We start from the raw sequence: 6,720 nt of genomic DNA on the forward strand, positions 1-6,720 counted from the left end.
TTAGATAAAATGAAAAGTGGGCTGAGGATTTCTCAGTCCACTTTGTGTTCGAAACCACCTGCTAAGTCCAAGGCTCCTTCAATAAATAACTTTGATAAAAGTGATTGGGTTTTATTAATGTTGTAGACTAGATAAAAAAATCTTTCATCATCAAAGCCATTTATTTCATGCATCTTAAGCATCTTTTTTGAAGAATATTCGCTAGCTGCGATTTCAGAAATAATCGAAATGGCAATATCTTGGATGACAAATTGCATTAAACTTTGTCCGCTTTCTGTATAAGCAATAATATTTATCTGGTCCTTATTTATTTTCCTTTTTTTTAGGAATCGTTCCAAAAGAGCGTTTGTTCCAGAGTTAGAGTTTCGCATGACAAAGGGATAAGCCAAAATTTCTTCGATATTGACCGGACCCTCAATCTCATTTTGGTTTGAAGTAATTAACACTAATTTTTCTTTTAATATAGGTATGTAGCGAAGTTTATCGTTTTCGTATTTATCACCTAAAATACCAACATCAACCGACCCATGTAGGACCTTTTCAGCTACATTTTTGGAAGAAGATTGGTTGATATGAAACGTCACTTCAGGATACTGATCTCTGAATCGCTTCACCATTCGCGGTATCATAAATTGCCCCGGAACAGAACTCGCTGCAATCCGAATGATGCCGCGCAGGTCCGTCATTCCTTCTTTTACATCGAGAAGAGCTTGGTCCTTGATAAGCAAAAGCTTTAGAGCCCATTGATATAAGCGCTCCCCTTGAGGGGTTAGAATACTTTCCCTTCCAACTCGGTCAAACAGCTTTATATTCAACATTTTCTCTAATGCTTGAATATGAGAACTAACCGTGGATTGACTTAGAAAAATATCATCTGCAGCCTTAGAAAAGCTTCTGTGTTCAACCACCTTTGTAAAAACATACAGCTGATGTAAATCCATCCCAATCTTCTCCCCGCATATATTTGTTTAGTCGATTACTTATCATTTATAAAATAGATGATTATATGTATATTATCATATCATTTCAGTATAAAAAGAAGGAATGATTTTCATTCCTTCTTTTTAGGCATATAGAGATAATTTTTCCTGAGATAGGCATAATTCTAACATCCATGGCCATTCACTATGTCCGGACTGTGTATTGATATGACCAGCATTCGGGAGAGTGATGGCAGGGAGCCCGAGGTTTGCATAGGTACTTGAATCCTTCAAGCCGCAATAGGGATCATTAGTTGAATGGATAAATAATGTGTGCTCAGCAACTTTTTTAAGCTGGTTTCCAACCAATGGTACGGGAAAAAAAGACTTTGCTTCAGTAAGTATATGATTTGGGGAAGGTGGTGCAACTAGAATTACCTGATTGGCAATTTGTTTGTTTTGCTTAGAAGCATAATGGAGCCATAAAAAACATCCAAGACTATGAGTAATGATGGTTAAGTTATTTTCCTCCGGTATCATCCTCAGCGCATTAGATAGTTCCTCCAACCAAATGTCCTTATTTGGTAAATTATAGTTGGTAAAAGTCGGGTAAATTACGTGATTGTTCCTTTTTATTAATTCTTTTGCCAGCCAAGATTGCCAGTGATCAGGTCCACTCCCGCCTAATCCATGAATGATAAGAAAACTTTGTTGGTCCATTATAATCCCTCCTAGGAACGAATTATTACTATTCCGATGAAATAAGTTGGTTTTATTGAATTATAAATCTTTTATCTAAAAAGGGCAACCATGATTTGCTTTTATCAGGAAAAACAATCAATATGAATAGGATAGGTTTTAATAGAAAGTAGGGGTATTTTTGTCAGATTTTGTATCACTGGGTATTTCAGAAGCAATCGTGGGAAAATTACGCAGTCAGGGAATTGCCAAACCAACACCGATTCAAGAAAAATCCATTCCGTTAGTGTTGAGTAGCCACGATATTATTGCACAGGCCCAAACTGGAACAGGGAAGACGTTTGCCTTCATCCTGCCAATTTTAGAAAAAATAACTCATGAGGTAGAAGATGTTCAAGCGCTCATTGTGACTCCCACACGTGAACTTGCCTTGCAAATTACGGATGAAATTGAAAAGCTAATTGCTGATATTGCTGGAGTCAATGTTCTCGCAGTATATGGCGGTCAGGATGTTGATAAACAATTAAAGAAACTAAAGCGGGGTATGCAGATTGTCGTTGGAACGCCCGGTCGACTATTAGATCATATTAGACGCGAAACGATTCGATTATCAGAAATATCCTTCCTGGTTTTAGATGAAGCAGACCAAATGCTTCATATAGGGTTTCTTAATGAAGTGGAAGATATTATAAGAGAAACACCGGCAAGCAGGCAAACGATGCTGTTCTCAGCAACAATGCCGCCTGAAATTCGCAAACTAGCCAAAAAGCATATGCATGAACCTGAATATATTCAAGTAGAAAAAACGCAAGGACCAGCTGAAAATGTAAAGCAGATTGCGATTCATACCACGGATCGAGCAAAACAAGCAACGCTTTTTCAATTAGTCGAAACGTATCGTCCTTTTTTAGCCGTCATCTTCTGTCGGACAAAACGGAGAGTAAGTAAACTTTTTGATGCCTTGAAAGTAAACGGTTTTTCCTGCGATGAATTGCATGGTGATTTGTCTCAAGCGAAAAGAGAGCGGGTGATGAAGCGTTTTCGGGAGGCAGAAATACAATTGCTGGTTGCTACAGATGTGGCGGCGCGCGGACTTGATGTTGAAGGGGTTACCCATGTATTTAATTACGATATTCCTGAAGATGCAGACAGTTATGTCCACCGAATTGGCCGAACAGGCAGAGCTGGTATGACAGGGCTAGCAGTTACTTTCTATTCTTCAGCAGATATGCCCATGCTCGATACAATTGAGCAGGAATTAAACATCATCATTCCAAAAAAAAATATCGGAAATACTGAAGAAACCAGAGAGAAAACAGAAAATGATAATAGGCATACCAAGGTAAAGAAAGAGAGAATAGGCATAGGGAAAGAAAAGCAAAACACATCACGAAGACGAAACGAATCAAGTAGCAGCAGGGACAATCGATTTAAACGAAGAGGCGAATCTCCGGGAAAATCCAAACCGAGAGCAGGCACAGGCACAGGCTCAGGAAGAAAAGGACCAAGATCTTGAACTAAATAGAACAAGGATGAGCACTCTAAAAATGGGACTGAAAATGATTCAGTCCCATTTGTTATATTACCCATTAACTTTAATTCCAGTATTTGATTTCACCAGGACTTCCTCATATCTTTTCACATCCGCTTTTTGGCTCGAGAAGATGGTGCCTAGATAGCCGGCAATAAATCCAAGAGGAATGGAAACAATCCCTGGAGTTGTAAAAGGGAACCAAGGCTCGCCTACAAATATAGCTTTTCCAACTTCTGGGCTGAAAACATTCGGACTGACGATAACTAAGCCGATTGCTGATATAAGCCCAACTACCATCGCCCATACGGCACCGGTTGTATTGAAGCGTTTCCAGTAGATTGTGTACAGAATGACAGGCAGGTTGGCACTAGCTGCCACTGCAAAGGCAAGGGAAACTAGGAAAGCGACATTAAGGGTTTGTGCTCCTAAGGCTAGAAGAATTGAAATAACAGAAACTCCAACCGCTGCCCAGCGAGCCATCCCAACTTGCTGCTTTTCCGTTGCTTTTCCCTTTTTTAGGATTACATTATAGAAATCATGGGCAAATGCTGAGGCAGCTGTCAGAACTAAACCAGCAACCACCGCTAGAATCGTGGCAAAGGCGACTGCAGAAATAAAAGCAAACAGCATATTTCCACCTAGGGCTTGAGCTAACAGTGGAGCGGCCATATTACCAGCAGGATTGGCCGCAACAATGGTGCTGTTCCCTACAAATGCAGCTGCGCCAAAACCTAAGAAAATCGTCATAACGTAGAAAATTCCAATGATCCATGTGGCATATACGACCGAAGAACGAGCAGTTTTTGCATCCTTAACTGTAAAGAAACGAACAAGAATATGTGGCAGACCAGCAGTTCCAAGAACTAACCCCATGTTTAAGGAAATGGTATCAAGACCAATTTTGTATTTTACGCCAGGATTTAAGAATGATTCCTTTAATGGAGTCGCGGTTTTCATCTGGGCAAACATATCGGTAATACTCCAATTAAATTTCGCAAAAACAATAATCGAAATCACCAAGGTACCGCCCATTAATAGAACCGCCTTAATGATTTGCACCCAACTTGTAGCGTGCATTCCACCAAAAATAACGTATACGGTCATCAAAACCCCAACGATTAATACAGAAGTGGTATATTCTAAGCCTAATAATAGTTTAATAAGTGCACCTGCACCAACAAGCTGTGCGATCATATAAAAAATAGAAATCGTAACCGTATTCATTGCAGCAAATCCACGAACCTTTTTGGCATCAAATCGAGCGGCAATCATATCAGCAAATGTATATTTGCCTAGGTTTCTTAGTGGTTCAGCTACTAAATAAAGGACAACAAGATAGGCAACCAGGAACCCGATACTATAAAAGAAACCATCAAAGCCAGTTAAGGCAACTGCACCGGCAATACCAAGGAAGGATGCTGCTGACATATAATCTCCAGCGATGGCCAGTCCATTCTGCCAGCCCGTTAATCCACCTCCTGCCGTATAGAACTCACTAGCATTTTTCGTTCGTTTTGAAGCGTAGTATGTAATTACTAACGTTACAAAAACGATACATAGAAACATCGTAAAGGCAGCTGTATTCATTCGCCATGTCCTCCTTCTTGGATGACTTTAGATGCTAATTCATCAAATCTTGCTGCTTTCTTTGAATAAACCATACATAAAACCCAAGTCATAACGAATTGTAAAAAGGCAAACACCCATGCCCACGTAATGCTTCCGATAAATTTATTATTTAAAACGGTGGTATAAGATGTTAGTACAGGTAATGCAAAATAAAAACAAAAGAAGAAAATGGTAACTGGGATGATGAATTTTTTCTTTTCGGAGAGTAATGTTTGAAAAGATGCTGATTGAACAACTGAGGTGTAATCGCTTTCAGAATTAGCCATATTTTTTTTTGCCTCCAATAGAAGCTCCCCCTCTCAAATAAAAACCTTAATTATAATGAGGTAAAAATTAATGACATAGCTGATTGGTCAAAGGATGGAAAAAAAATATAGATCGGATTTTTTAGATGAAGTCACCTCGCTAAAATACAGACTTTTCAAAATTTTTAAACTACAAATATAATATTATTATAGTGATAAGGGGAGATGCAAGAGAAAAAATAAAAAAAGGTAAAAATACCCACAAAAGGTAGAGGTTAGAGAAAATAATATTATTATAAAAAAAAGAAAACCTCTGCAAACGCAGAGGTTTTCAAATAATGGAGAATAGGGGGCTCGAACCCCTGACCTCTTGCATGCCATGCAAGCGCTCTCCCAGCTGAGCTAATCCCCCAGATAATTGGTACAAGCAAAATTATATCTGTATTAATAAATTCTTGCAAGAGTAAATTTAGAAAATAATAAACTTTTTTGGTTAGCCGATACTTTCTATTTCTACTTTTTGTACACCTTCTAGATTTGACACAGAGGTATACACATCGGTTGTCTTTTCACGGTAATCAACTGCAACTAAAATTTGAACAAGATGATCCCCATTGTCTAGATCCTTTATTTTAAGTCTTCGAACGATATAATTTTTCTCCAATAGGAAAGAGATAGATTTATCGATTTGGCACTGATCCCTAATAAATAGTTGCAGCATCACTTCTTTTTCCCTTAGTTGTTTCGGACCAATGATTTTCATTAAAAAAGGAATAAATTCAACACTAATAATAAGTAATGCAACTCCAGCAAAAGCCTCAATGAAAAAGCCAGCTCCAACAGCTATACCAATTCCTGCTGCCCCCCAAATCATTGCAGCTGTTGTTAATCCAGAAATACTATCATTTCCACGTCTTAAGATTACACCTGCACCCAAGAAACCAATCCCTGATACAATCTGTGCGGCTAAACGAAGTGGGTCCATGGTAATTTTGAGATCATCTGATTTGGGAAACATGTAAGCAGATTCAATTGATACAATTGTCAGCAAACAGCTTACCACGGATATTACAAGGCTAGTTTTTAGTCCTACTGGTTTTCTCTTTAACTCCCGTTCAAGACCTATAATAAGTCCAAAAACAGCTGAAACACCTAGCTTAATTAATATTTGGATATCAACACTACTCATCACAGAATCACGTCCAATTATACAGAGTTGACTGGATTGTTGCATCTTTCAAAAATTAGCATATAAAAATAAAAGATTTCTAATTTTTATTCTACACATAAAAGTTTATCTAATGGAAGAACCAAATCTATGGTTCGATTTAATTAGAAGAAAATCAAATTTATATTATTGGAATGAATGCTGTTAAACAATGCGGTTCATCTTATTATATGTTTAGAATGTACGAAAAAGGCTTAAACACCTATTATTTATACATTCTTCAATTAAATTTCTAAAGTATGTAATTTTAATTAGAAGGGTTTTTGAAAAAATTGATAAAACTATATTGCAAACATTAATTTATCATGTTATATTAAATCTCGTCCTCATTGGAGGGTTCAACAAATGAAAAAAGAAATTAAAAAACTTGTTGACATCTCGATAAGGAATATGATAAATTAGTGAAGTCGCTTTCGAGCGGACGTTTGAAAATTATCTTTGAAAAGTAATTGTTCTTTGAAAACT

6 protein-coding genes and 1 tRNA gene are annotated in these 6,720 nt (G+C 37.6%); 1 reads left to right on the plus strand and 6 read right to left on the minus strand.

What is annotated here, in order from left to right; genetic code table 11:
- Positions 1-32: 32 nt before the first annotated feature.
- Positions 33-941, minus strand: a complete 909-nt coding sequence (locus V7121_RS10865) for a selenium metabolism-associated LysR family transcriptional regulator (RefSeq protein ID WP_335499167.1) — start codon at positions 939-941, stop codon at positions 33-35.
- Positions 942-1,064: 123 nt separating this feature from the next.
- Positions 1,065-1,640 carry an RBBP9/YdeN family alpha/beta hydrolase gene (locus V7121_RS10870; RefSeq protein WP_335499165.1) on the minus strand — a complete coding sequence of 192 codons (576 nt, stop codon included), beginning with the start codon at positions 1,638-1,640 and terminating at the stop codon, positions 1,065-1,067.
- 160 nt (positions 1,641-1,800) lie between these two features.
- Here V7121_RS10870 and V7121_RS10875 point away from each other — a divergent pair, with 160 nt between their 5' ends.
- Positions 1,801-3,135 (plus strand): DEAD/DEAH box helicase, encoded by a 1,335-nt coding sequence (locus V7121_RS10875; RefSeq protein WP_335499162.1) that lies wholly within the window; start codon positions 1,801-1,803, stop codon positions 3,133-3,135.
- A gap of 66 nt (positions 3,136-3,201) precedes the next feature.
- Here the strand turns inward: V7121_RS10875 and V7121_RS10880 are convergent, their stop codons facing one another.
- The 4 genes from V7121_RS10880 to V7121_RS10895 form a co-directional block, all read right to left on the minus strand.
- A complete protein-coding gene (locus V7121_RS10880; protein WP_335499160.1) occupies positions 3,202-4,740 on the minus strand; it encodes a solute symporter family protein in 1,539 nt (512 codons plus the stop codon).
- Entirely contained in the window at positions 4,737-5,048 is a 312-nt protein-coding gene (locus V7121_RS10885; RefSeq protein ID WP_335499248.1) for a DUF485 domain-containing protein, read from the minus strand. Before V7121_RS10885 ends, V7121_RS10880 begins: the two co-directional genes overlap by 4 nt.
- 318 nt (positions 5,049-5,366) lie before the next feature.
- Positions 5,367-5,439 (minus strand) — tRNA-Ala (locus V7121_RS10890).
- 81 nt (positions 5,440-5,520) lie between these two features.
- Entirely contained in the window at positions 5,521-6,216 is a 696-nt protein-coding gene (locus V7121_RS10895; protein ID WP_335499159.1) for an MgtC/SapB family protein, read from the minus strand.
- Positions 6,217-6,720 lie beyond the last annotated feature (504 nt).

Origin of the sequence: Neobacillus drentensis (assembly GCF_036962125.1) — a bacterium.
Taxonomy (GTDB): Bacteria; Bacillota; Bacilli; order Bacillales; family Cytobacillaceae; genus Neobacillus; species Neobacillus drentensis_B.

Bases quoted from the DNA above. Each gene is read 5' to 3' on its own strand.
- V7121_RS10865 (WP_335499167.1), bottom strand. From the start codon at position 941: ATGGATTTACATCAGCTGTATGTTTTTACAAAGGTGGTTGAACACAGA.
- V7121_RS10870 (WP_335499165.1), bottom strand. From the start codon at position 1,640: ATGGACCAACAAAGTTTTCTTATCATTCATGGATTAGGCGGGAGTGGA.
- V7121_RS10880 (WP_335499160.1), bottom strand. From the start codon at position 4,740: ATGAATACAGCTGCCTTTACGATGTTTCTATGTATCGTTTTTGTAACG.
- V7121_RS10885 (WP_335499248.1), bottom strand. From the start codon at position 5,048: ATGGCTAATTCTGAAAGCGATTACACCTCAGTTGTTCAATCAGCATCT.
- V7121_RS10895 (WP_335499159.1), bottom strand. From the start codon at position 6,216: ATGAGTAGTGTTGATATCCAAATATTAATTAAGCTAGGTGTTTCAGCT.